The following is a 24,292-nucleotide window of genomic DNA, read 5'->3' as shown; positions in this document are numbered from 1 at the left end:
CCGACCCAGAATAGGTGGTATTGTGCCAAAGAAGTTGCTGCTATGCATGCTGATTATTGGCTTAACCGGTGGCTTAGTGGGCTGCCAAAGTGCCGGCCCGCGTGATCCCGATCGCACCAATGCGGACAACGGTCAGCCATTACCACGGGCCAGCGATGAATTGGCGCTCACCGATCAGCAAGCGCGAGTGGATGTTGAGGCCTTGCTGCAACGCGCTTACAGCAGCGATAGTCATGAGCGCACCGCACTGTTATTGCAAGCGGCCACGGCGCTACAGTACCAGCAACAATGGCAACAAAGCGCCAGCGTTCTCAGCCAACTGCAACAACTGACACTGGTGAGCCAAGAACAGCAGCACCAGCTGGCCCTGTTAAATGCCCAATTTGCCGCGCAACAAGATTACTGGCAACGCGTCGATGAACTCCTAAAACCGCTGCTACAACCACAACTTACCCCCTATAACAGCGAGGCCACCCTGCGCTTAGCGCTGCGCAGCGCTACGGCACAGCAACAATGGCAAGTTGCCGGGCAAACTATCTTGCAGCTAGCTGAGCGCCGTGAGTTGAGTAGCGAGGAACTATGGCAGACCTTACGCATGGTGCCACAGCCGCAACAGCTCGCGCCGTCTAATCAACCACAGGTGGCTGCTTGGCGTGAACTACTACTGAGTATTCACCAGGGTCTTGAAACGCCCGCATTAATGCCCGCGTTGTTACAGCAATGGCAACAGGCGCATCCGCGCCATCCCGGTAGCGCTGTGGTCGCCCAGTTAACCCAAGTGGAAGTGCATGCAGAACAACGGCTCGCGTTGGTGTTGTTGCCGCTGACGGGGCAGTTTCGTGAACAAGGCCAAGCGGTACTAGACGGCATGGTGATGCGCCTAGCCGCAGATACCAGTCTGACGCTGCAAGTCATAGATAGTAATCAGTTTGATTTCGCTACCCTGCCAGAAGTATTGCAACGTTATCAAGCGGAGGTTTTAGTCGGCCCGCTGCTGCGTGACGAGGTTGCACGAGTGGATGCCAGCCTGCTACCGGAGGAGTTAACCTGGCTCAGTTTGAACGAACCACAGCAACTGTTGAGTAGCACACCACCGGGCTTTTTGTTTTTTGCCCTAGACCCAGAGACCGAAGTGCAGCAAGCCGCTGAGTTTTTGGCCAGCAAAGGCTATCAACGGCCACTGATTTTGGCCCCCGATAGCAATCGTGGGCATAGCCATATTGAGTTGTTCACCGAACAATGGCAACGTTTTCAACCCAATCGACCGGTCGCAAGTGACGTGTATCGCAACGCCGATGACATGAAAGAGATTGTGCAGGAGCAACTTGGCGTCAGTGCCAGTGAAGCCCGAATCAACCAAGTCAAAATTGCCGCTGGTCGAGTTATTGTCGATGCGCAAGCACGCAGCCGCGCCGATATTGATGTTATCTATCTGGCCGGCAGTATTGAACATACGCGCTTACTAAAGCCATTTATTGACGTTAATATTTCGCCCTTTATGCAACCCATTCCGGTGTACGCCAACTCGGCTAGCCATTCGGCTCGTGATGCCATCAGCGAGAACGATTTAGACCAAGTGCATTTCAGTGAAGCGCCGTGGCTATTGCCTGATCACCCGCGCTATACCGAATTACAGCAGCTGTTAGAGCTGCGTCGTAACTGGGGCTATAATTTGGCGCGCTTAGCCGCTTTTGGTCATGATGCTATGTTGCTGAGTGCGCGCAGTCCTTGGTTAGCCGCAGTACCGGGGTTCAAGCTCAGCGGCTTAACCGGGCAGTTATCCAGCCAAGCCAGTGGTAAAGTGCAACGGCAATTAAAGTGGGCACGATTCGCTGGCCATACGGTAGTCCCGGTACGCTAGGCATTCACTGAAACAGAGGTAACACGGATGTTACGACACCAACAAGGCCGCGAAGGCGAAGACTTAGCCCGGCAATTTTTAGAACGCCAAGGGCTGACCTTCGTTGAAGCCAACTTTAAATGCGATATCGGTGAGATTGACCTGGTGATGCGAGACCGCAGATGCTGGGTGTTCGTAGAAGTGAAGTATCGCACCTTAGATGATTTTGCCAATATTTTGGAACAAATTCGCCCCGCGCAATGTCAACGCATTCGGCAAGTGGCGCAATTGTACGTGATACAAAAGCGCCTGAACGAACACCTCACCCCCATGCGCTTTGATGTGGTGGCGGTGGTTGACGCCTTGGAACAATTGTACTGGCTGGAAGACGCTTTTTAATCGAGATAGTAAAGGATAGTTATCATGCAGCAACAGGTTAAGAGCATTTTTACCGAGTGCATTCAAACGCAAATCGCTGCCGCTGATTTACTGCAAGATTCATTGATGCAGGCCGCCGAGCTGCTGGTCAATACCTTGTTGAGTGGCGGTAAGGTGTTTTGCTGTGGTGAACGTATGGCGCACGCTTCGGCACGGCATTTTGCCCATATTATGCTGACTGGGCTGGACTTTGAACGGCCGCCCTTTGCCGTTACTGCGCTGCATGCTGATTTCGGTGCCCGTGAGCATGAATACACCTTTGCGCAGCAGATTTTACCCAGCGGCCAAGCCGGTGACTTATTGATTGTACTCAACGCCAGTGCCACTGCGCCACGTGTGTGTCGGGCTATGGAAGCCGCGGTATCACGCGGTATGTTGATTGTGGCGTTAACCAGTGAAGCCGATCAGCAAGTAGCGGGCTTAATGGGCCCAGAGGACGTTGAGATCCGTATTCCCTCACGCAACAGCGCACGTGTCAGTGAGTTGTTGTTACAGCTGGTCAATATGCTCTGTAGCTTGAGCGAACAGCAAATTTTTCCACAGGAGTTAGACACATGAAAAGGTTGAGTCAACTCGCGCTCATTAGCGCCTTAGTAATTATCTTGTCAGGTTGTGTGACCGCTATGGTCGGGGCAACCGCTATTGGCATTTCAGCGGCCACCGACTCTCGCACCGTCGGTACTCAAGTCGATGACAGCGCCATTGAAATACGCGTGATTGCTGCTCTAAAAGGCGAAGAACGACTCGATAACAGCCGCATCAAAGTGGTTGGTTTCAACGGTGCTATTTTGTTGATTGGTCAGGTGCCATCAGCAGGGTTGAAAGACTTTGCCGGTAAATTAGCCCGTGATAGCCGTGGTGTGGTGCGCGTGCACAACGAAATACGCGTGCAAGAAGTCATTTCCCTGACTACGATCTCCAACGACACCTGGCTGACCAGTCGCATCAAAACCAAGCTACTGGCCGATGACAATGTAGAAGGTGGCAAAGTAAAAGTAGTCACCGAAAACGGCGAAGTATTTTTAATGGGCTTGATTGACGCGCAACAAGCCGCGGTTGCGGTTGATTTAGCACGCAATACCAACGGTGTCAGCCGCGTGATCGACGCTTTCGAAATTCAGTAGTGACTAACTACTTCACTACTTTAAGATGCGGCGCTGCAGGTTTGGGCGCCGTTTCTGTTTCTGGCTCTGGCTCACTCATCGGCTCAACCGTGTCATAGCCTGGCTCGTGTTCAAACAGACTACCGGCACCATTTTCCCGCGCATACAACGCCAACACCGCAGCCATAGGCACAAACACCTGATGGGGCTTACCAGAGAAACGCGCATTAAAGGTCAGCTGATCGTTGCCAATGACTAAATTGGCTACTGCAGTCGGAGTAATGTTCAACACGATTTGGCCATCCTGCACAAATTCCCACGGCAACTGGCAGCCGGGGATCTCAGCATCGACCACTAAAAACGGGGTGAGTTGGTTATCGAGGATCCAATCATACACCGCGCGGACCATGTAGGGCCGACGCGGTGTCATTGCTAGTTCACTCATGAGCGAGCTAGGTCGCGCTCAATTTCAGTCAGTGACTGTTGGAACGCTTCACGCTCAAATACGCGTACCATGTAGGCTTTTACCGCTTTTGAGCCAGCACCATCAATGCTGATGCCGTATAGCGGCAAACGCCATAACAGTGGCGCTAGGTAGCAATCCACTAAGCTAAACTCTTCACTCATAAAGAATGGCGAATCAGCAAAGATTGGTGCTAACGACAAGATACCTTCGCGCAGTTCTTGGCGCGCCGCTTCGGCCGCTTTACCACCTTTCATGATGGTGTTGGCCAAGGCATACCAATCACGGTCAATGCGGTACATCATCAGTCGGCTGGTACCGCGTGCCACTGGATACACAGGCATCAGTGGCGGGTGCGGAAAACGCTCATCCAAATATTCCATGATGATATGGGCGTTATACAGTACCAAGTCACGGTCTACTAACGTAGGGAGCGCATCTTCATACGGATTCAGCTGCATCAGATCTTCGGGTCGATCATTCGGATCAACAAAGCAGATCTCAACACCTACACCTTTCTCCGCCAATACAATGCGTGTTTGATGACTACGCAGGTCATCCTTGCCTGCATACAGGGTCATCACCGAACGTTTGTTTGCCGCAACCGACATGTCTTTCTCCATCATACTTACTTCACGTCTTTAAAGAATTCGCGCTTCAACAACCACGCTAAAATCGTAAAGACCAACAGGAAACCAAAGCTATACCAGCCAATACGACGTTGCTCAAGCAGCATCGGCTCACCGGTGTAGACTAAGAAATTGGTCAGGTCATTCATTGCTGTATCGAACTCTTCGGTGGTCAGCATGCCGCTACCGTCGGTTTTAATACCCACGTACACGTCTTGCATTTCACCATCAATCATTCGCGATTCGTAGGTTTTGCGCGGCACGCCTTGCAGCTCTTGCAATACATGCGGCATACCGACATTTTCGAACACCGTATTGTTCACGCCAAATGGACGGGTTTCATCCACGTAAAATGAACGGAAGTAGGTGTACAACCAGTCAGCACCACGTACCCGGGCAACCAGAGTTAAATCTGGCGCTGCAGTACCAAACCAGGCATTGGCTTGCTGGGTTGACATGGTGTTGGTGATCAAATCACCTACTTTCTCACCAGTAAATTGCAAGTTAGCAGCGCCAATATCTTCTGGGATCTCAAGGTCACGGAAGGTACGGTTATAACGCTGGTACTGCATTTGGTGACAGCCCAAGCAGTAGTTCATGAACAACTGGGCACCACGCTGCAATGACTCTTTGTCGTGCAAGTTCACATTGGCTTTGTCCAACGGCACGGTTGGGCCAGCAGCAAGGGTTGCTACTGACCAAGCAGATACGGCCGCCAACAGACAGGTTTTCAGTAATTTGTTCATCACTTGGTGATCCTCTCTGGAACTGGCTTAGTCTTCTCATGCTTACTGTAGAACCACAGCAAGATAAAGAACGCAAAGTACAGGAAGGTGAATACCCGCGCGAAGAAGGTATACACTTCAGTCGCTGGTTTCACACCCAAGTAACCCAACACCACAAAGCTCACGGTAAATACCGCTAAGTTAATTTTGTGGATGTTGCTGCGGTAGCGAATTGAACGCACTTTGCAGCGGTCAAGCCACGGTAACAGGAACAAGAACACAATGGCGGCGAACATCAAGATAACGCCCATCAGCTTGTCTGGTACCGCACGTAAAATCGCGTAAAACGGCGTGAAATACCACACTGGCGCAATGTGCGCAGGAGTTTTCAACGGGTTCGCTGCTTCAAAGTTTGGTGGCTCTAAGAAGAAGCCGCCCATAGCCGGAGCAAAAAACAACACGTAACAGAAGAACGCCAAGAAGATACCGATACCGACCAAATCTTTAACGATGTAGTACGGGTAGAACGGAATCGCATCAACAATGTCGTATTTCTTGGTGAAGCGCTCATGGAACTCAAATTTCGGTTTTTCTGAGTCTGGTACTGAACCCTTCGGCTTCTTAATAGAAATACCTTCTGGGTTGTTTGAGCCGACTTCGTGCAGCGCGATGATGTGTAAGAACACCAAAATTACTAGCACCAATGGCAGCGCAATCACGTGCAAGGCGAAGAAGCGGTTCAAGGTAGCACCGGAGATCACGTAGTCACCACGAATCCACAGCGTTAAATCGTCACCAATGTACGGAATCGCACCGAACAACGAGATGATTACCTGTGCACCCCAGTACGACATCTGGCCCCATGGCAGCAAGTAGCCCATAAAGGCTTCAGCCATCAGCACCAAGAAGATCAACATACCGAAGGTCCACAGCAACTCGCGTGGCTTCTGATAGGAGCCATACATCATGCCGCGGAACATATGCAGGTACACCACCACGAAGAACGCTGAAGCGCCGGTGGAGTGCATATAACGGAGGATCCAGCCGCCATCGATGTCACGCATGATATATTCGACCGAGGCAAATGCGCCTTCCGCAGTCGGAACATAGTTCATGGTCAACCAGATGCCGGTGACAATTTGGTTCACTAGAACCAAGGTTGCCAGTACGCCGAAGATGTACCAGAAGTTAAAGTTTTTTGGCGCTGGATACTGCGCTAAGTGAATGTTCCAGGTTTTCGTGAGTGGAATGCGCTCATCAAACCAAGCAATCAGCTTTTTCATTATGCTTGCTCCCCATCTTCACCAATGAGAATAACGTTATCATTGATAAAATAATGCGGTGGCACCACCAGGTTATAGGGTGCTGGTACGCCTTGGAATACACGGCCGGCGATATCAAAGGTAGACCCGTGACATGGGCAGAAGAAGCCGGTTTCAGCACCTTCTACATACTCACCAAAGGTTTTATCTAAGAACTGCGGCGAACAGCCTAAGTGGGTACAAATACCTACCGCGACAAAGAACTCTTCTTTGCGTGAGCGGTAAATATTCTTGGCGTACTCTGGCTGTTGCGGCTCATCAGAATTAGGGTCGCGCAGCTTGTCTGCCAGACCTTCTAACGATTTCAGCATTTCTGGGGTACGACGTACGACCCAGACCGGCTGTCCGCGCCACTCTACCCGAACCAGTTGACCTGGCTCGGCCTTTCCAATGTTCACTTCCACAGGGGCACCGGCGTTTTTCGCTTTTTCGCTCGGGTTCCACGATGTTATGAAAGGAACAGCAACAGCTGCCGCGCCCGCGGCTCCCACGACGGTTGTCGCGGCAGTCAGGAAACGACGGCGGCCTTGATCTACAGGCGCATTGCTCATCCACTTACTCTCCAGTTTGGATGTTTCACGAGTCTTGGTCGTGAAATCAGTGTAGGGAAAAATTTGCCCCCCGATGATAAAGAAATGGCCTAATTTTTACAAGGATAAACGCACGTTTGATGTGAGGAATTTTAGGGCTAGCTGCTCATCTGTGGGCGTTCAGAACCGCCTTCATGGCTTGCCATTCAGTCAGTGCCTCGGTTTTGTCGATCTGACATGACGACGTCTAATCACAGCTATCATCACAGAGTTCATAATCGCGCTGCCATGACCTGACAGCTTCGGCACCACCGCTACGAGTTTTCCTCTCAAAGCCACCGGCCATTTGCTTATCGTGTGACCTCGATACTACAAGCTCGCAAATACGCGTTATCTAGAACAAAACTATCTGCATATTTTTCTGCAGGTAGCATATTTGTCCAAGACTCACGAAAATGAAATTTATAAGTAGGCAATGTCACCAAAGAGCCTAATCATGGGTACCAAACACCACCTTTACTCCGTGGATAATAAACATCATCAAAATAAATGCCGCTAAGACTATCGCAAGTTCCTTCTGTCAAGGGATATCGTAATACCACACCATGTCCGATTATTATCTTTGCTCTCCCTAAAGGTAACTTCGCTCCATCAACCTCATAGCTAATATCTATAAACCGATCTCGAAAATTATTAGAGGTATTTGCACTTATAAACAAATCATCCATACAACTAATCATGTTTATTATTGGTTGATTTATCTTTGCATCATTCGCGTCATATGAGCTAGTTTGAAATAATATCTCTGAACCGTCAGGCTCTCTAAAATAAACATATAAAATAACAGGTTCTGTTCTTGTGCAAGAAGTAAGTTCTAACTCTGTTGAAGCTCTCGGTTCTCCGGGATTGTACGGAACAGCAATCTCAATCAAATCGACTCCGCACCCTTGAAACTTGAAAACAACATCCCTCGTACCTGCACCAAGTAGCACATGAGTAATAATTAACTTTATTTTGCCATTTTCATATTCGACAACAGAGTAATCATCAACTCCCAACCTGCGACTCGCCGCGGCGTTATCTAACGATAAAATCGCCAATATTACCGCAACGCACCTGATCCATAGTTTCATTCACACCCTCCATAATTTGCACACTGGGTTCGAGCTGATCGGATATACAATTCTAATGTTTTTTGGTCAGAAATAAACTTTCCAGCATTATTAATTTCCCATTGATAAGCGTTTATTTCTGTTTGATTGGACATCTGTTCCCAAACGGCACTACCCGAAATAGAATCCCTAAAGTGTATTAATTCATGACCCAAAATTAATTGAGCATAACTACCAAGGCCACTGAATGAATTAGGATTTAAAGTTATTTTCCCATTGAGAAAAATACCCGCATCCAACATGCGGTAATCTGCATCGACAAAGATAGATTTTACGCCTACATCAAATCCTTCAAGAATAGATTTAGCTAAAGTTGATGAATCTGATTGTAGCGAATCGATTAAAAGGCTAAGCTCATCAGCTATCATCAATGAAACCCTCCGTCCTTGCCCATCGTCAAGAATTATATTGGTTCGGTTGACATTATTCGCATCTTTGTCTTCATACACATTTTCGTTAGTGCTTGTTTTTTTAGTACGGGCAGAATTGACTTTAACCGTTAAAGCCGCAGCAAACGCGGAGCTAGCCGCTCCATTAGCAAACTTACCACCCGTCAGCTCGGAGATAGTACCGCCAACGAGTGCTGATACCACAACATTGGTGGTTGCATCGGGACTAAAATCACTACCCACCGCAGTGCCGATACCAGCGCTCCAGAAGCCATGGCCAAAGTTACCTCCTTGTAGATCCGACATCACGCCACCCACCACGCCGCTCGCAACCGCCTGTTGCGATAAGTCCCAACTCGAATCAGCTATCGACTTAAAAATTGCCCCAGTAAAAGCACCTATCACCGCCCCTCGTAACGAGCCAGTAGCCACCCCGCCGGCAAAAAAACCAGTGACCGCGCCTTGTGCAATGGCGTTAGTGACACCTAATCCCTCTAAAAAAGCGCCGGGGAAATAAACACTAATCGCTATCGAGACAATCTGCCGCCAATACTTCTTCACAAAGTTAAACACCGACTTAAAGAAATACCCACTGGGGTCGGTATAACTCATCGGGTTGTTCAGCACATAGCTATACCGATTATAGTTCTGGCTGTTCTTCGGTGCCTGGATAAATGGGTCGGCTTGCAAAAAGCGGCCGATGGTGGGGTCGTAGATACGCCCCTTCATGTGCACCACACCCAGCGCATCCATTTGCCGATGGCCGGTAAAGCCCTGCTCGGTGGGCGCCATCATCAGCCCCAGTGACAGTGCCGAGCTGGTGTGAATGCTGCGCGTTTGGCCAAAGGCGCTAAACACCTGCTGACTGACTATCGCACCGGTGCTAGCAAGCGTGGTAAACATCGAGCCCAAATGGTCTTTGAACAAAAAGTACGTTGCTTCGCTGCTGGTGGTGGCGCTATCGCGCTGTACGATGACCACATCATCAGCCACCGTGTACCGGTACTCGGTCAGTGCGCCGGCACCACCGCTGCGGATTTTCTTTTCAAAGCCGCCGGCCATGTGCTTGGTGTAGCTGACGCTTTGATTGTCCTCGGTGAATACATCGTGCTGATAATACAAGCCACCTTGTGCATCATAGCGCATGGTGGAGCTATTGCCAGCCATGCTCATAGCAATAGCACGGTCAGCACCATCGTAGGTGAAGCTGCGGGTGCCATCGCTTTTCACATTACCACTGGCATCGTATTTGAACAAATAAAGCGGGCTTGGCGCTTCAATTGGCCCATCAATCGGCGTCGGCTCGAAACTAAAGCCACTGACGCAACAAGGCCCCGGTGGTGGGTCAATGATAATTGGGTCATCTTCTACCGGGGCACTGATAGACAGTAAGCGCATGGAGCCGTCGGTGGCGTAGTTGTAATCACCCACTCCCGTGCGATAGGTGATATTCCCATAGCCGTCGTAGCGCTGCTCCACAGTACTCGAGGTGCTATGGGTCACGCCCATGTGGGTGTCGGTGAAGCTCTGCTGGGTGCTGCGCAGACGGTTGAGGCCATCGTAGCTAAAGCTTTCATCCACCTCACTCGAGGCGCCATTGGGGCGCTCAAACGCGCTTAACCGCGAGGTGACATTACCCAGTACATCATGGCTTAGGCTGACCGCGTTCCACTCGGCATAACTATTACGCATACTGGTGTAGGTGAGCCAGCCCAGCACGTTGTAGCTGCGCGAGGCCTGTTGCCCGCCCTGGTAGCTGATACTGGTGACTTGGCCTTGGTTATTGGTCGCTTCGATAGTTTTTAGAATCGCGTTGGTCTCGACCCGCACCAACTTGTCCGCATAACCAAAGCTGTTGTACTCATGGCGTACACTCACCGCTGCTGTGCCCGTTGGGTAGCTGGTCGTGGCAAGGCGCCCATGCGCATCGTAGGTGTAGCTCTCGACATAGGCCACCCCATCAATACGGGTCAACTGCGCCGCAATGCGTCCGGCACTGTCGTAGCTCAGCTGTTGCTCATGCTCACTTTGGCGACTGGTACTGCAATCTACCGCCACATCATGATGCATGCTGACTCGCTGCAAGCGCCCCAGATTATGGTTACTTGAGCTGGTGCCATAGTACCAGCACCGCGTCCCTACCCCCGGCTGATAGCTGCGCACCTTACGACCGAGCGCATCGTACTGCAGCACCTGGGTCGCGCCATGGGCGGATTGTTGTGCAATTAGCTCACCAAAGGCATTGTAGGTATACGACCAATTACCCTTGACCGGGTCGTTCATGGCTATCTTATGGCCCCAGGTGTCGTACAGCACATAGAGGCTATCCAGCTGACCGCCACTAGCCACTACAGTGGTTTGCACCAGTTGCCCAGCGGCATCATAGTGAAACAGAACCTCACCGCCTAAATGATCCACCGTGCGTACGGTCTCACCAAAGCCGTTGCTGTATTCAACGCTGTCTTGGCCTTTGGGGTTGATGGAGCGGGTATAATCCGCTCCAATCTCTATGCTACTGGTGTGCCCCAGCGGATTGGTGACCTGTGCCACACGGCCAAGTGCATCGTACACAGTGGTGGTGGTCAAGGTGCTATTGGGCTCGGTGACTTCATAGGCTCGCCCCTGCGCGTCATAGCGGGTGTAGACAACCACCCACGCGCCATCAAACCCTTGCTGCGCTTGTGCGACCGCGCGGCCCCATGCATCAAAGTAGGTTTTGCGCTCGGGCTGACCGGCGGTGCTTTGTTGCTCAACGAACAGCGACCCAGGCTCACAGCCTGTGCACCAGCTCCGCGAGGTGGTGGTGAGCACGCCATCACTGCCTTGCTGGCTTGTCACCTGCCCAAAGGCATCAAACCATTGCTGGCCCGACTCACCATTGGCATTGGTTTCGCTTAGCTGATACACCACGCCGCTGGCTTGCGCCGCTGACACGCCGTTGTATTGATAACTGACCCGATGGCCTAGGTGGTTTTCTTGGTAGGCCACATAACGCCCCTGCTGGGCATAGCCGACCCAGCTCGAGCGCGTCTGCACCGGGCTATTAGGCTCTGCGATACCGCTGACATGGGTCGCGATTTTCTGCCCATAGGCATCGTACTCGTAGTTGCTTTGTAAGCGATAGCTGGGGTCATTGGGAGCCACCACCGTTTCCACCAGCAGGCCATCGGCCCGATAGGAAAAATTCGATTCCCGCACAAACAAGGTCGCATCATCACTTCGACTGCGGGTGACGGTGGTGGTCGCTAAGCGACCAAACCGCGCATCGCTGTAGGTATTGACGGTGCTCATCTGCTTGCTGGCGCCGCTGTAGGCATCGTCGGTGACGGTGGCAAGACTTAGCACGTTGCCATAGCTGTCGTAGCTGGTGTCGGTGGTTTGGGTGGCCCGCAAGACCGCTTGCCCAGCACTGGTGTATTGATAATTGGCTTCAATGCTGCGACTGATAAACCCAAAGCGCCCACCATGATGCGCTGCCGCCGTGGCCAATTGGTTTTCAGAGCGGCTCAGTAGCGCAGTGCCAAGACGCTGTTCAGTCACTAACGGCATGCCATTGAGGACATGGTCCTGACTATCAATGCTCTGATAATACGAGCTGGTGGTCACCACCCCAGTTTGCTCATCGGTGGTTTCTAACCAAGCAAAGCCTAAAGCGCCCAGCCCTTGTTTGTGCACCGCCAAGCCACCATAGCGATAGGATACCGCCACACTATCTAGCGTCGACACCGCATTACTGACTCGAGCCACCACCGGCACATGCCCTTGCAGGGCCACCACATCGGCGGACGCTGTCACCAGCGGGTTACTGGCAACATAGACACTGCTATCACTTAACGGCGCATACTCAATGTTGGTTTGCACACCAAAGCTGGTGGTATAGCTGTCGATGACATCGGTGATTTGACCGGCATCTTTAGCATACAAATGCCATGTACCGTCTTTCGCAATCAGCAAATCAGCTCGCATATCCGCCGTGAGTAGTCCGCCAATCATGATTTCGCTATCGACACGACCACGAAGGCCGCGCTCGACAAAACCAACTATCCCCGTCGCACTATCAAGTTGCACTAGATAAACTCGCCATGTTGTAGCGGTATTGGCATGCAAAATATCGGTTCGACCATCGTTATCCACATCCAAAAATAGTGTGGCGGCAGTTAATTCAACATCACTCGCTGCAAGACCAGTCGATAGTTCATCGCCGAAGGTCGTGCCATTAGAAATACGATAACGCCACTCATTATTGATGACATAGGCGATATCAGATAAGCCATCGCCATTAAAATCAGCAACACGCAAACCTTTATTGGGCATCGGCCAGCTTTGGACCCGAGCGAGTTGTGGCCCTTGCGCTGTCAACTCCGAACGAAATACATCAAGTGTTTTATAGTCGTACGTTTGCCAACTGCCACCGACATCGCTGCATTCAATACCAGATAAAATCTCTGCCAAGATTTGGCCGTTGCGAATACATTGGGTGACTGCGGTCGTGGTAGGAATGACCATGTCACTTCGCCCGTCACCATCGATATCGAGCGCACTACTGTCATTTAACCACCCAGCACTATGGCGAGTTTGTGCCTGCAATTCTGCTTGTGTATGGACGTCATTGAATGCATACAACTCAACCGCTGCGGAAAAACCATTGGAGCCTTGATTAAAGTACACATAAATTTTGTTCTGCTGCATAAATACGATATCTTCGGCGGCATCGCCGTCGATATCCATGATGCGCGCCAATCCATCCGCACCGATGGCCGCTCGATTGATGGCAAAATTGACGTTGCCTGCACCAATAGCAAGCCATTGATCGGCAAGATTGACCACTAATAGCTCGCGCGTGCCATCACCATTCACATCCATGACCATGGCTTCTTGTGGATGATCGACCGACAAGTCACTAAGCCAAAACTCACTCGCAAAATAAGGACCCACACGATAGCGCCAAGCACCATCAGATAAATAAATTAAGTCATCGATACCATCACCGGTGATATCAAATACCTTGCTGAGACCGGCAAAATCATTCGCTGCAAAAGATAACTGCGTATTATTGTACGGATTGAAATACAACCCATTGGCTGGCGACCCCGTATGCCAACTGAACGACAGTTCCGGTTTACATTGGGTGAAACCATGAACGTCCAGTGCACATTCCTCAATAGCCTGTAACATCAACTTATCATTTGCATAAAGCGGTTCGAGATAGCTCAGCTGATAGCTGCGCCATAACTGCTCATCCACCAACACCCGAATAGCCTGTAATTGCTGTGACTGCGTAATAGGATAGCCCGCTTGATAGCCATTGCGCGGCTGCGCTTTAGCAACATGGTCAAAGATAATGCGAATGTAGGGTAACTCGCCGGTGGTGTGGTTGCCGCTGTAGCGAATTTCGCTCAAATACGACTCACCGCTAAGGTTGTTGGTGGTATAGAGATACTGAATATAGTTACGCGCGACATCTTCCACCGACGACATCATCCAGGCACTGACCACGCTATTGTTGCCAGGCTTGGTGACTGCAGCAGCATCGGAGCTCAGCCCCGTGGCATAGAACGCATTGCCAAAATAACTCACCTCTTTGGCCTTAGTGACGCGCTCAAAATAGTCAGGACCGTTGGCTAAACTACCGCCATGCGCGGTGATAAGGGTACCCGGCTGTCCGTTTAACCGATAGGTTGACCCTGCAGCGCCATAGCTGCCGCTGACGAGATGCAAGCGCTGCCCATCTAAACAGAAGCGGTCACTACTGGTTAAGGTGACCGTGCTTACCTCACCATCATCAAAGGGGGTTTTACGACAGCGGGTAATGGCGCTCGCCGCTTGTAAATACCAACCAATACCCAGCGGGCCATCGCTGCTATTTTGGCTGGAATAACCCAGCCCAACCTGCGGACGCATCTCACCGCGCCCCGTCGGCACGTTAATAGGTAGCGCAAACGTGGCCGCACCATTTTCATCGACCCGAAAATCGAGTGCCATTGGCGCCACCGCATCGTCGGCCAGCACAGGCAATACCGACAAACCCAATAGCACCATGATGACGTGGCAGATCCGTTGCATGCGATAGTCCTTATGGTCAGAATTTAAGCAGCTTTTGCGACCATAACCAACAAACTGATGTCACTCAAGTACTTTTTTATTACAATTTAGTCGCAACTTAGTAGCAATTGCTGGCAGGTAATAAAAAACCCGGCGCAAAGGCCGGGTTTTTTGTAGGTATTGCAGCGCCCAAGGGCGAAGCGATTAACGCTTCGAGAACTGTGGACGTTTACGTGCTTTCTTCAAGCCAACTTTCTTACGCTCAACTTCACGTGCGTCACGGGTAACGTAACCGGCGCGACGTAAGTCGCCACGTAGAGTTTCGTCGTACTGCATCAGTGCACGGGTGATACCGTGACGGACCGCACCAGCTTGACCGCTTGAACCACCACCAGCAACGGTGATGTACAGGTCGAATTTGTTCAGCATATCAACTAACTCAAGTGGTTGACGAACCACCATGCGAGCAGTTTCACGGCCGAAGTATTCTTCTAAGCTGCGTTGGTTGATGACGATGGCGCCGCTACCTGGACGCAAGAAAACGCGTGCCGTTGAGCTTTTGCGACGACCAGTACCGTAGTATTGATTCTGTGCCATGGTTTTATTGCTCCGTCTTAAATTTCAAGTTGTTTCGGCTGTTGAGCAGCATGTTGATGCTCAGCGCCGGCATATACTTTCAGTTTACGGAACATGGCACGACCTAGTGGACCACGAGGCAACATACCTTTCACCGCTTTCTGAATGACCATTTCTGGTGCCTTGGCGATCAACTTCTCGAAGTTGATTTCCTTGATACCACCTGGATACCCAGTGTGCGAGTAGTAAATCTTGTCCTGTGCCTTACGGCCAGTAACGGTTACTTTCTCAGCGTTTACCACGATGATGTAATCACCGGTATCAACGTGAGGAGTGTACTCTGGCTTATGCTTGCCGCGTAAACGGGTAGCAATTTCAGTAGCCAAACGACCTAAAGTTTTACCTTCGGCGTCTACAACGTACCAGTCACGTGTGACAGTTTCTGGTTTTGCAACAAATGTACTCATTGAAAATACTCTTATTTTAAGTTCACGACAGTAGTTCCGGGCTTCCCCGCGAACCACAACATCCGCTGTGGTTGCAGCCACATAGCGGTTTGTTGTACCTGTAACGTGGGCTGGGCGCGAATTATACGGTAAGGTTGTTGCTTAATCAACCACTGGATAGAGTTGATTTGCACAGGCTACAAGCAGTTCACTCGCCCGCCACCATTGACTCGCGAGCTGCAGTTGCGCACTCGCTTGCGGCGCGGTTAAGCGACCGCTGGCGAGGCCTTGCATGATCTCATCGTGTAACTGCTCACGCTGCAGTTGCAGCTGCTGTAGCTGGGCATTGCGTTGCTGGCGATCGGTGGCGCTTTGACTGACGCCGGTTAACACCGCCTGCAAGGCGTCATGCATCGGCACACCCAAACACTGCAGGTGGTCGGTGGCGGCATACTGCTCAAGTTGTTCTAGTAAGCTGCGCAGGTCGTTAAGGCGATAACGAATGCCATGTAAGCGCGTTAGCAGCAACGCTTGGTCGCTACTCAAAGTTTGTCGATTTAACTGATCGGCAAAGTGGGCGATTACCTCAAGCAGCTTGCCGGTTGCGACGTCAGGCTGCGGTTGTGCGCTCGCGCCTGCTACCGGTAACAACTGGCGGAAGCGCATTAAGTGCTGCTCGAACACTCGCTGCTGTTCGTTCTGGATAGCGCTAATGGCCATTGCCGGAACTTGCATGACGGTACGGTCCAGATAGCGCGGTTGACCCGAACGTACCGCTGGCACCGGAAATAGGCGCTTGGCACGCTGAATAATGCGCTCCGCCAAAAACACCATGAGCACCAGCCCTAACAGATTAAACATGGTGTGAAAGGCCGCTAGGCCGGTAGCTAAATCAGGCAGACCGTCGACCGCCGACAGCCAGTTGGCCAGCCACCACAACGGCGCCAGTAGCACTAACGCTACCAACCCAGTGGCAGCGTTCATCATCACATGCACGGCGGCTAGCCGCTTAGCATTCGCGGTGGCGGCAACACTGGCTAACAGCGCCGTCACCGTGGTACCCAAGTTGGCCCCAATCACCACCGCTGCGCCCGCTAACGGGCTGAACATACCGCTTGCCGAGGCGGTTAACACAATCGCCAGCGCGGCTGATGACGACTGCACCAAGGCGGTTAGCAGCAAACCAATCAACAGCGCCAGCACAATGCCGAAGGGCCCGGTAAGCGTGAAGCGCTCAACCGGGATCACAGTGACTAAATGGGAAAAACTGGTGGATAAGGTATCAATACCCACAAACAGCACGCCAAAACCGGCAATAGCTAGGCCAACGTCACCTAAATGCTTACCCTGACGCACAATGCGCAGCAACATGCCGACCCCAATCATCGGCCAGGCGACAATGCCAATATTGAATTTTAAGCCAACGAAAGCCACAAGCCAGGCGGTCATGGTGGTACCCACGTTACTACCAAATACCACCCACGCGGCTTGGCGCAAGGTCAGCATGCCGGCGTTAGTAAAGCCTAACAGTGCAACGACCACGGCCGACGACGATTGCACCAACGCGGTGATGGCAAAGCCGGAAAACGCCGCACGGCGGCGAGTGGCGGTGCCATTCTGCAGAAACCCTTGCAGCCGATCGCCGGCAGCTGCTTTGAGGCCATCGGTCAGCAACGACATACCGAGTAACAACAGACCCAAACCACCCAATGCCATAAAGCCGTCGAGAAGGGTCATGGGCGATGCTCCTTAGGCTTTGTGCGCTAAAGCCAGATATTCGTGGCTCTGCATTTCTTGCAGGCGGCTGATACAACGGCGGAACTCAAAATTCAGTTTGCCATCGGCATAGAGCTGTTCGAGCGGCAGCGCCGCGGACAAAATGAGCTTCACTTTGCGCTCATAGAACTCATCGACTAAGGCAATAAAACGCCGCGCGACATCGTCATTGTGCGCACCAAGGGCTGGCACATCGCTAATCAGCACCGCATGGTAGAGCTGCGCCAGCTCAATGTAATCGTTCTGCGAACGCGGGCCACCGCAAATCGCCTCAAAACTGAATAGCACTACGTCATCACACTCCAGGCGCACCGGAATATCGCGATTATTGATACGAATAGTGCCGTCGGTATTACGACTGCAATGATCAGGTGACAGCTCGGCAAAATAACGCTGTAAATTTTGATCGGCAGCGGCATCGAGCGGGGCGTGGTAAATCTCCGCTTTAGTCAAGGTACGTAGGCGATAATCAATACCGCTATCAACGTTAATTACCTGACAGTTTTGCTTAATCAGCTCAATGGCGGGCAAGAAGCGTGCGCGCTGCAGGCCGTTACGATAGAGCTCGTCGGGGGCAATATTTGAGGTAGCAACCAGCACCACGCCACGCTTAAACAGCTCTTGCATCAGTGTACCGAGCAGCATGGCATCGGTGATGTCTTGCACGAAAAACTCATCAAAACAGAGCACTTGCGCTTCACGCGCCAGCTTTTCAGCAATCACCGGCAATGGGTCGCTGCGGCCCTTGAGCAATTTTAGTTCGGCATGAACGCGGTGCATAAAACGGTGAAAGTGCAACCGTAGTTTCTGCTCAAACGGCAGCGCATCGAAAAAAGTATCCATCAGGTAGGTTTTGCCGCGCCCTACGCCACCCCAAAAATACAGCCCTTGCGGTGCCTTGGGTGTTTTGCGCAGGCGCCCTAAAAAGCCTCGGCGTTGGCGCCTATTGCGGTGCGCTAGCAGCTCATCGTACAGCCGTTGCAGTGCGTCAACGGCCTGTTGTTGCGCGGCATCATGACTGAACCCATGGTGGGCCAGATCATGCTGATATTTTTGCAGCGGGGTGAAGTTGTGCGTCGTCACTACCACTTTGACCTTAATCTGGATTATGCTATGACACAGGAGTTTACCACGCTACGGCGCTTTTTTAAGGAGTATTTATGAGCTGGATCATTGGCATTTTGTTAGTTGCAGTGGGTGCCGTTGTCGGTTTCTTCGTGGCCCGTTATTGGTTCCACGAGCACTCAGAACAGGCGCGCCTCAGTGAAGAAGTCAATCAAAGCAAGCAGCAATTAGCTGATTATCAACGTGAAGTTGCCGAGCACTTTGCTACGGCTACGGCTTTGGTTGAGCAACTGGAAGAAACTCAAGACAAGCTGAAAAGCTACTTGAACAACAGTGCCGACATTCTACAACGGCAACAAACTCAACCCACCCTGCCGTTCTTTGCCGAAGACACCATGCGCCAACTACGTATGGCCAACACCGTCAGCCGCGACCGCAAAGACGCCAAAAAAGAAGAAGCCGACGCCGCCCCGCGCGACTACTCTGATCAAAAATCAGGCCTGTTTTCGTCAACCAAAGATTAATCTGCTGGTTGAATGAGCAGGTAACATCTTGAAACAAAGGGGTCATGAACTTATATCGGTGATATTGGTCTTTGATAGACACAATTGAATCAAGTTATCGATAGAGGAGCACGACCCCATGAGAGCAAAGCTAGTTGCTGCTGTTGCGTTGTCCAGCATCATTGCCATGTCAACGCCGGTCAGCGCCAACATTCCGTTCTTTAATACTAATAAAGACGAGATCCCTACCCTGGCGCCAATGCTGGAAGATGTGACCCCAGCAGTGGTGAATATTTCAGTGAAAGGCACCCGCGAAATTCGTCAGCGGGTACCAGAAATTTTTCAGTACTTTTTTGGCCCCAACGGCCCACGTGAACAGGTTCAAGAGCAGCCGTTTCAAGGCTTAGGCTCTGGTGTGATCATTGATGCCGACAATGGCTACGTGGTGACTAACAACCACGTTATTGATAGCGCAACGGAAATTTTGGTCACACTGAAAGATGGTCGGCAATTTGATGCCACTGTGGTCGGTACCGACAAACGCTCAGATGTCGCCTTGCTAAAGATTAAAGACGGCGATGATTTAACTGAAATTCCTATCGGCAAATCAGGAGAATTACGCGTCGGCGATTTCGTAGTCGCTATTGGCAACCCGTTTGGCCTGGGTCAAACCGTCACCTCTGGTATTGTCAGTGCGTTAGACCGCAGCGGCTTAGGCATTGAAGAAGTTGAAAACTTCATTCAAACCGATGCCGCCATCAACAGTGGTAACTCCGGTGGTGCCTTGGTCACTTTAGATGGCAAATTGGTCGGTATTAACACCGCCATTTTAGGCCCTAACGGTGGCAATATCGGTATTGGTTTCGCTATTCCTTCTGACATGATGCAGGCTTTGGTGGCGCAGTTGGTTGAGTTTGGCGAAGTGCGCCGCGGCGTGCTGGGTGTGCGCGGGCGTGATTTGAACCATGAGATCGCTAAAGCGCTGGACTTGAAAGTAAGCCAAGGTGCGTTTGTATCTGAGGTGGTTGAAGGTAGTGCCGCTGCTGAAGCCGGCATTCAGTCGGGCGACGTGATTATTGCCGTGAACAACGACCGTATTCGTACCTTCGCTGACTTGATTGCGCGGGTTGGCACGGTTGGTGCTGGCAACGAGATTGAAGTGACAGTCTTGCGTGAGGGCAAAGAGCGCAAGCTGGATGTCACCTTACGTTCAGAAGAGCGTGAAGTGCGCGCGGCCGAGCTGCATCCGGCGCTTGAAGGCGCCACCTTGGCGGCCAACGGTGATGGTGGTGTGACCTTAACCGAACTGGAGCAAAACTCTATGGCGGCACGTTATGGCCTACGCAAAGATGACGTGATCGTGGCGGTTAACCGCCGCCCAGTGACTAGTGTGGCGGAACTGCGCCAAGCTATGGATCAAGCTGGTAATGTGATTGCCTTGAATATTCGCCGTGGCAATACCTCGCTGTATTTGGTCTTGCGCGGCTAACACCTCGCGATAAATACACCTTAAAAGCAGACAGCTCTCAGGCTGTCTGCTTTTTTTCTGCGCCTTGATGCACTAGACTAGCGCTACATCAATCATTTACGGAAATCTCATGACCCTGCGCGACTGGCTTTGGTACATCGTTCGCTTTGCATTTCTTGGCCTGGTGGTGGCAGCGGTCGTTATTGGCGTACAACGCTGGCTCAACGGTGGACAGCAGCCGTTACTCAGCGACCAACCCGCGAGTTATGCCACCGCAGTAAACCGCGCGGCACCGGCGGTGGTGAATATTTATAGTATTGGTGAACTACCAGAATCATATTATTCGCGGCGGCCTGGCAGTGTTTTTCGCCTTGGCTCTGGGGTCATCATGGATGACCGCGGGCATATTCTCACCGCTTATCATGTGGTTGCAGACGTCAACCAAATTCAAGTGGCGTTGCAAGATGGTCGCCAATATTCCGGCCAAGTGATTGGCTTTGATCGCGTCACCGATTTAGCCGTTGTACGCATTGAGGCTGACAATCTGCCGGTAATGTTAACCGACGACAACTTACGCCCACGCGTCGGTGATGTGGTGCTGGCGATAGGCAACCCATTGAATTTAGGCCAAACCATCACCCAAGGCATTATCAGTGCGACCGGTGGCCGCATGGGGGTGATTCACTCGCACGCTGACCTGATTCAAATGGATGCGGCGATCAGCGAGGGTACCTCAGGCGGTGCTTTGGTCAACAGCCAAGGTTACTTGGTTGGCATCAATAACGCTCAGTTCCGCGGCCCCACTGGTCAAGGCGTAGACGGCATCTACTTTGCCATTCCGTACCCGTTGGCCAAATCGGTCATGACAGCGCTGATTGAAGAAGGTGAAGTGGTACGTGGCTATCTAGGCGTTAATGTCGGCGAGACCCCCAATACCTTTGAGATCTATCGCCAGCCAGGTATTTTTATAAGCGGTGTGGACCGTGCCAGCCCTGCTGAAGAAGCCGGCTTGCAACCAGAAGATTACGTGATTGAGATAGCGGGTACGCCGATTAGTTCAGCGGCACAAGGGCTCAGCTTAGTGGCTGATACCAAGCCAGGCACCGAGCTCGAAGTGAAGTTTTACCGTGGCCAGGAATTGATGACCACGGTGGTTACTATTCGCAAGTTACGCTGAAGCTCTTCGCAAGTTACGCTGAAGCTCTCCGTAAGTTACGCTGAAGCTCTCCGCAAGTTAGGCTTGGCGCTCAATTTTCGCGCCTAAGCCAACCAGCTTACGTTCAATGCCCTCATAACCGCGGTCAATATGGTAGATACGCTCTACCACCGTGGTTCCACGCGCTACTAAGCCGGCAATGACCAACGACGCTGAAGCCCGTAAGTCGGTGCACATCACCTGTGCGCCGGTTAACTCTGGCACGCCTTTGCAAATAGCGGTATTGCCTTCTAATTCAATCATAGCGCCCATACGTTGCAATTCAGGTACATGCATAAAGCGGTTTTCGAAGATCGTTTCGCGGATCCAGCCGGCCCCATCAGCAATCGCATTGAGCGCACAAAATTGCGCCTGCATGTCTGTTGGAAATGCCGGATGTGGCGCGGTAATAATGTTGACGGCTTTCGGCCGTGCGGTAGCTTCAAGGCGAATCCAATCGCTGCCTTTGGTGATCCGAGCGCCGGCTTCAGTCAGTTTTTTCAGCACCGCGTCAAGCATACTTGGGTCGGTGTTACGACAGGTTACGTCACCACCGGTGGCTAACGCAGCAACTAAAAAAGTACCGGTTTCAATACGGTCAGGTTGGACCCGATAGTGGCCGCCATGCAGTGCTGCAACACCATGAATTTCAATGGTATCGGAACCAGCCCCACGAATATCCGCACCCAGAGCGTTCAAGAAGTTAGCGAGATCGACGACCTCTGGCTCACGGGCAGCGTTTTCAATGCGGGTAATACCCTCGGCTAAGGTTGCCGCAGCCATAAGGTTTTCAGTACCGGTGACTGACACCATGTCCATGAAAATATCGGCGCCGCGTAAACGACCAGGGCTAGTGGCGTTGATGTAGCCATTTTCAACGGTAATGGTGGCACCCATTTGCCGCAGACCTTCAATGTGCAGATTGACTGGCCGCGCACCGATGGCACAACCACCAGGTAAACTCACTTGGGCTTTACCGTAGCGTGCTAACAGCGGGCCAAGTACTAGAATTGAAGCGCGCATGGTTTTCACCAGATCATAACTGGCAACATGATGGTTCAAACCTTGCGGTGAAATTTTGTATTGGTTGGCTGCCAACTGCTCATTACTGACCCCGAGTTCAGCTAACAGTTTCAGCGTGGTGCGCACGTCTTGCAGGGCTGGGACATTGTCAATAATGACATCATCACTGGCTAACAAGGCCGCTAACAAGATCGGCAGAGCGGCATTTTTGGCGCCGGAAATAGTCACCTCGCCGTGTAGCGGTTGACCCCCTTGAATGATAAGTTTTTGCATAGGATATAGCTACTCTGTTAGCTCAAATTGGCAAGTTTTTTCTGCCGCTGCCACTCGCTCGGTGTATAGGTTTTAATGGATACCGCGTGCAACTCACCGCTGGCGATCAAGTCCTTGAGCGGCGCATAGACTAATTGTTGTTTTTTAACCCGACTTAGGGCATCAAAAACGGCGCTAACCACGGTGATATTGGCATGGCTGCCATCCACTTTAATGACTAAATCATCGGGGCTTAGGGCGCTATCAAGCAGTGTGCGGATTTGTTCGGTGCTAATCAATGGGATTTTACTCGCTTTAACAATTAGGGCGATTTAGTGGCTACTCTCACTCTGCCGGGAGCTGCAAAATTTCCGTAGCACCGCTTACTTCTGCGATAGCCCGCAGCTGGGGGTTTGCGGCGACAATAGCTAACTCACACTGGCGTTGCTGCAACTCGCCTTTTAACCGCAACAACATAGCGACACCGGCTGAATCAACCCGTTCTACGCCAGCCAGGTCGATATTTAGCTTAGCATCGCTGATGGCTGTTTGCAGCCATTGCTGACGCTGCTGCCACAAAGCAGGGATAGTGCTGCGGCTTAACTCACCTTGCAGCACCAGCCGATCACCCTGTTGGCTGTAGTCGAGGCTCATAGCTTATCATCACCTTCTTGATATTGACGAATTGGCTCTGCGGCTTTTTCACGCAGTAATTCAATCGTGCCATCAATACCACGCTGCCGAATTACCTGAGCGACCTCGGCTTGTTTGCTGTTGAGTAAGCTCACACCCTCAACCACTAGGTCGTAGGCCTTCCAGATATTGTCATCTTTGTCGTACCGCATTTTAAAATCCATGCGAATTGGCGGCCGACCGGTGCCAGCTTCAACCACACGAGTATTCACTTCAACCATGCGGCTGCTGCCATCAAAACGGTTTGGATCGCCGAATTCAACGGTATGCTTGCTCTCGTCATAAGCGGTGAAAGCACGCCCGTAAGTAGCGATTAGATAGTCGCGGAATACACTGTAAAATTCTTGCCGCTGCTCTGGCGTGGTGTCTTGTAAAGCACGACCAAGCACCCGCTTAGAGGCATAAACCCAATCCACATAGGGCATCATTTCTTCACGAATAATCACCCGCAGATGGTCTAGATCAGCGCTGATCAACTGCCGATCGGTGCCAATGCGATCAAAGGTCTTGTTGGCTACTTTTTCCAATAATAAATAGGGATTCTCGTCGCGAAGTAACTCAGCCTGTGCAGGCGCTACAGCAGCCAACGTGAACACTGCGGTCACCGCTAACAACCATTGCTTTAACGAACTGGTAGTCATA

22 protein-coding genes are annotated in these 24,292 nt (G+C 51.6%); 7 read left to right on the top strand and 15 right to left on the bottom strand.

The features are described from left to right. Window positions 1-22: 22 nt before the first annotated feature. From EFO84_RS08470 to dolP, 4 genes are read left to right on the top strand one after another with little or no spacing between them, the layout of a single operon-like run. Window positions 23-1,861 (top strand): penicillin-binding protein activator, encoded by a 1,839-nt coding sequence (locus EFO84_RS08470; RefSeq protein WP_127347629.1) that lies wholly within the window; start codon window positions 23-25, stop codon window positions 1,859-1,861. A gap of 27 nt (window positions 1,862-1,888) precedes the next feature. Beyond that, entirely contained in the window at window positions 1,889-2,239 is a 351-nt protein-coding gene (locus EFO84_RS08465) for a YraN family protein (RefSeq protein WP_127347628.1), read from the top strand. Between the two features lie 24 nt (window positions 2,240-2,263). After that, on the top strand, window positions 2,264-2,836 hold the full coding sequence (locus EFO84_RS08460; RefSeq protein ID WP_127347627.1) for an SIS domain-containing protein: 573 nt from the start codon (window positions 2,264-2,266) through the stop codon (window positions 2,834-2,836). After that, the gene (gene dolP, locus EFO84_RS08455) at window positions 2,833-3,402 is read left to right on the top strand and encodes a division/outer membrane stress-associated lipid-binding lipoprotein (RefSeq protein WP_127347626.1); all 570 of its coding nucleotides are present in this window, start codon (window positions 2,833-2,835) and stop codon (window positions 3,400-3,402) included. The genes EFO84_RS08460 and dolP overlap by 4 nt, the downstream gene beginning before the upstream one ends. A 7-nt stretch (window positions 3,403-3,409) precedes the next feature. Here dolP and EFO84_RS08450 read toward each other — a convergent pair whose 3' ends face one another. The 11 genes from EFO84_RS08450 to zapE all read right to left on the bottom strand — a co-directional run bounded on the left by EFO84_RS08450 (window position 3,410) and on the right by zapE (window position 18,534). Then, window positions 3,410-3,826: a ClpXP protease specificity-enhancing factor gene (locus EFO84_RS08450; protein WP_127347625.1), complete on the bottom strand. Its 417-nt coding sequence runs from the start codon at window positions 3,824-3,826 to the stop codon at window positions 3,410-3,412. Then, window positions 3,823-4,455 carry a stringent starvation protein SspA gene (gene sspA / locus EFO84_RS08445; RefSeq protein WP_127347624.1) on the bottom strand — a complete coding sequence of 211 codons (633 nt, stop codon included), beginning with the start codon at window positions 4,453-4,455 and terminating at the stop codon, window positions 3,823-3,825. The genes EFO84_RS08450 and sspA overlap by 4 nt, the downstream gene beginning before the upstream one ends. 17 nt (window positions 4,456-4,472) lie before the next feature. Further along, the gene (locus tag EFO84_RS08440; protein WP_127347623.1) at window positions 4,473-5,219 is read right to left on the bottom strand and encodes a cytochrome c1; all 747 of its coding nucleotides are present in this window, start codon (window positions 5,217-5,219) and stop codon (window positions 4,473-4,475) included. After that, window positions 5,219-6,481 carry a cytochrome b gene (locus tag EFO84_RS08435; protein WP_127347622.1) on the bottom strand — a complete coding sequence of 421 codons (1,263 nt, stop codon included), beginning with the start codon at window positions 6,479-6,481 and terminating at the stop codon, window positions 5,219-5,221. Before EFO84_RS08435 ends, EFO84_RS08440 begins: the two co-directional genes overlap by 1 nt. Then, window positions 6,481-7,071, bottom strand: a complete 591-nt coding sequence (petA, locus tag EFO84_RS08430) for a ubiquinol-cytochrome c reductase iron-sulfur subunit (protein WP_127347621.1) — start codon at window positions 7,069-7,071, stop codon at window positions 6,481-6,483. Before petA ends, EFO84_RS08435 begins: the two co-directional genes overlap by 1 nt. A gap of 473 nt (window positions 7,072-7,544) precedes the next feature. Further along, window positions 7,545-8,183 carry a hypothetical protein gene (locus EFO84_RS08425; RefSeq protein ID WP_127347620.1) on the bottom strand — a complete coding sequence of 213 codons (639 nt, stop codon included), beginning with the start codon at window positions 8,181-8,183 and terminating at the stop codon, window positions 7,545-7,547. Continuing rightward, window positions 8,180-14,674, bottom strand: a complete 6,495-nt coding sequence (locus tag EFO84_RS08420; RefSeq protein WP_127347619.1) for an RHS repeat-associated core domain-containing protein — start codon at window positions 14,672-14,674, stop codon at window positions 8,180-8,182. Before EFO84_RS08420 ends, EFO84_RS08425 begins: the two co-directional genes overlap by 4 nt. A gap of 183 nt (window positions 14,675-14,857) precedes the next feature. Continuing rightward, window positions 14,858-15,250 carry a 30S ribosomal protein S9 gene (gene rpsI / locus EFO84_RS08415; protein WP_127347618.1) on the bottom strand — a complete coding sequence of 131 codons (393 nt, stop codon included), beginning with the start codon at window positions 15,248-15,250 and terminating at the stop codon, window positions 14,858-14,860. A 17-nt stretch (window positions 15,251-15,267) separates the two neighbouring features. Next, window positions 15,268-15,696: a 50S ribosomal protein L13 gene (rplM, locus tag EFO84_RS08410; protein WP_127347617.1), complete on the bottom strand. Its 429-nt coding sequence runs from the start codon at window positions 15,694-15,696 to the stop codon at window positions 15,268-15,270. 141 nt (window positions 15,697-15,837) lie between these two features. Continuing rightward, on the bottom strand, window positions 15,838-17,412 hold the full coding sequence (locus tag EFO84_RS08405; protein ID WP_127347616.1) for a Na/Pi cotransporter family protein: 1,575 nt from the start codon (window positions 17,410-17,412) through the stop codon (window positions 15,838-15,840). Between the two features lie 12 nt (window positions 17,413-17,424). After that, window positions 17,425-18,534, bottom strand: coding sequence for a cell division protein ZapE (gene zapE / locus EFO84_RS08400; protein WP_164742412.1), 1,110 nt, complete (start codon window positions 18,532-18,534; stop codon window positions 17,425-17,427). Between the two features lie 77 nt (window positions 18,535-18,611). Here zapE and EFO84_RS08395 point away from each other — a divergent pair, with 77 nt between their 5' ends. The 3 genes from EFO84_RS08395 to EFO84_RS08385 all read left to right on the top strand — a co-directional run bounded on the left by EFO84_RS08395 (window position 18,612) and on the right by EFO84_RS08385 (window position 21,664). After that, the gene (locus tag EFO84_RS08395) at window positions 18,612-19,040 is read left to right on the top strand and encodes a Z-ring associated ZapG family protein (protein WP_127347614.1); all 429 of its coding nucleotides are present in this window, start codon (window positions 18,612-18,614) and stop codon (window positions 19,038-19,040) included. Window positions 19,041-19,158: 118 nt separating this feature from the next. Next, window positions 19,159-20,508 (top strand): Do family serine endopeptidase, encoded by a 1,350-nt coding sequence (locus EFO84_RS08390; RefSeq protein ID WP_127347613.1) that lies wholly within the window; start codon window positions 19,159-19,161, stop codon window positions 20,506-20,508. A 109-nt stretch (window positions 20,509-20,617) separates the two neighbouring features. Beyond that, window positions 20,618-21,664 (top strand): trypsin-like peptidase domain-containing protein, encoded by a 1,047-nt coding sequence (locus tag EFO84_RS08385; protein WP_127347612.1) that lies wholly within the window; start codon window positions 20,618-20,620, stop codon window positions 21,662-21,664. A 57-nt stretch (window positions 21,665-21,721) separates the two neighbouring features. Here EFO84_RS08385 and murA read toward each other — a convergent pair whose 3' ends face one another. Genes murA through EFO84_RS08365 form a run of 4 tightly spaced genes read right to left on the bottom strand, consistent with a single transcriptional unit; the run spans window position 21,722 to window position 24,291 of the window. Next, complete coding sequence (gene murA / locus EFO84_RS08380) at window positions 21,722-22,978, bottom strand: UDP-N-acetylglucosamine 1-carboxyvinyltransferase (RefSeq protein WP_127347611.1); 1,257 nt, start codon at window positions 22,976-22,978, stop codon at window positions 21,722-21,724. A gap of 17 nt (window positions 22,979-22,995) precedes the next feature. Beyond that, the gene (locus tag EFO84_RS08375) at window positions 22,996-23,256 is read right to left on the bottom strand and encodes a BolA family protein (RefSeq protein WP_348534534.1); all 261 of its coding nucleotides are present in this window, start codon (window positions 23,254-23,256) and stop codon (window positions 22,996-22,998) included. Window positions 23,257-23,302: 46 nt separating this feature from the next. Further along, a complete protein-coding gene (locus tag EFO84_RS08370; protein ID WP_127347610.1) occupies window positions 23,303-23,611 on the bottom strand; it encodes an STAS domain-containing protein in 309 nt (102 codons plus the stop codon). Continuing rightward, complete coding sequence (locus EFO84_RS08365; protein WP_127347609.1) at window positions 23,608-24,291, bottom strand: MlaC/ttg2D family ABC transporter substrate-binding protein; 684 nt, start codon at window positions 24,289-24,291, stop codon at window positions 23,608-23,610. Before EFO84_RS08365 ends, EFO84_RS08370 begins: the two co-directional genes overlap by 4 nt. Between the last annotated feature and the right edge of the window lies 1 nt (window position 24,292).

Source organism: Pseudidiomarina mangrovi (genome assembly GCF_003999375.1).
In the GTDB taxonomy this organism is placed as follows: domain Bacteria; phylum Pseudomonadota; class Gammaproteobacteria; order Enterobacterales; family Alteromonadaceae; genus Pseudidiomarina; species Pseudidiomarina mangrovi.
Note: the sequence above shows the minus strand (reverse complement) of the source record. Positions and strands in the feature narration are given on the sequence as shown.